Origin of the sequence: Bacillus sp. 22475 (assembly GCF_052044835.1) — a bacterium.
Lineage (GTDB): Bacteria > Bacillota > Bacilli > Bacillales > Bacillaceae_G > Bacillus_A > Bacillus_A cereus.
Genome location: NZ_JBQENW010000086.1, coordinates 1 through 909, shown reverse-complemented (window position 1 = coordinate 909; position 909 = coordinate 1). Strand labels below are relative to the sequence as shown.

The window sequence follows — 909 nt, the reverse complement described above, 5'->3', positions numbered from 1 at the left end:
AATGGTTCAGTGCTTATTCAAAATATCCACCAGGTGGCGGTATTAACACGTATGATGGTCCTAACGGAAATTATACAGGTTTTGTAGATGGGTCTGTTCCATATAGACTTTTAGGACGAAAAGATGGTTACCTGGGTATTGGAAATAATGCATGGGTAAAAGAAGAACATTTTGATGTTAGATAATAACGGGGAGCTTTTCGTTCGGTTAATCTTAAGATTTGAAAAACTAAAATACATCCAAAAAATAATAAATATAGACAGTGAATGAAGGTGCTCATTCAAGCACCTTTTTTATATTGTGTAAAAATAGAAAGGAAGACTAATATGGCAAAATTTATTTATCCTACAGATACAACAAGAGTAACAAGTGGTTTTAGAGGTAGTAGACCAGATCATCATGGGGTAGACCTTGCTGAAGCGGGCTATCATCCGATTTATGCAGCAGCTAGCGGGCAGGTTAGTCGTTCTTATCTTTCATCTAGTTATGGTGAATGTATTATGATTGTGCATACTATTGATGGAGTTACATGGGAAACTGTATACGCTCATATGCGTAGTGGTTCTCGAACAGTAAAAGTAGGCGATTATGTTACACAAGGACAAACTATTGGGGTTATGGGGAACACAGGGGAGTCTAGTGGCCAACACTTACATTTTGAATTGCATAAAGGGCGCTGGGATGCTAGTAAGAGTAATGCTGTGAATCCACTAGATTATTTGGGGAAAGGTGACAGTGGCAACAATACTGATAAACCGATACAACCAGTAGGTCTTGGAATTGCTGTAAATAAATATCCAAATAATGGGGGTATTAATCTATATAGCCAACCACAAGGTGGACATTTTACGAGAGTAATTTATGATAAAACACCGTACCTTATTATAGATGCAGCATGGTTTGAAAATC

The 909-nt window shown here is 37.4% G+C and carries 1 protein-coding gene and 1 pseudogene; both read left to right on the top strand.

Annotated elements, in window-relative coordinates; all coding sequences use genetic code 11:
- Positions 1 to 185, top strand: a pseudogene (locus ACTJJY_RS31900) (M23 family metallopeptidase); the annotation flags it as partial.
- Positions 186 to 326: 141 nt separating this feature from the next.
- A partial coding sequence (locus tag ACTJJY_RS31895) for a M23 family metallopeptidase (protein WP_440607447.1) occupies positions 327 to 909 on the top strand: 583 nt, incomplete at its 3' end.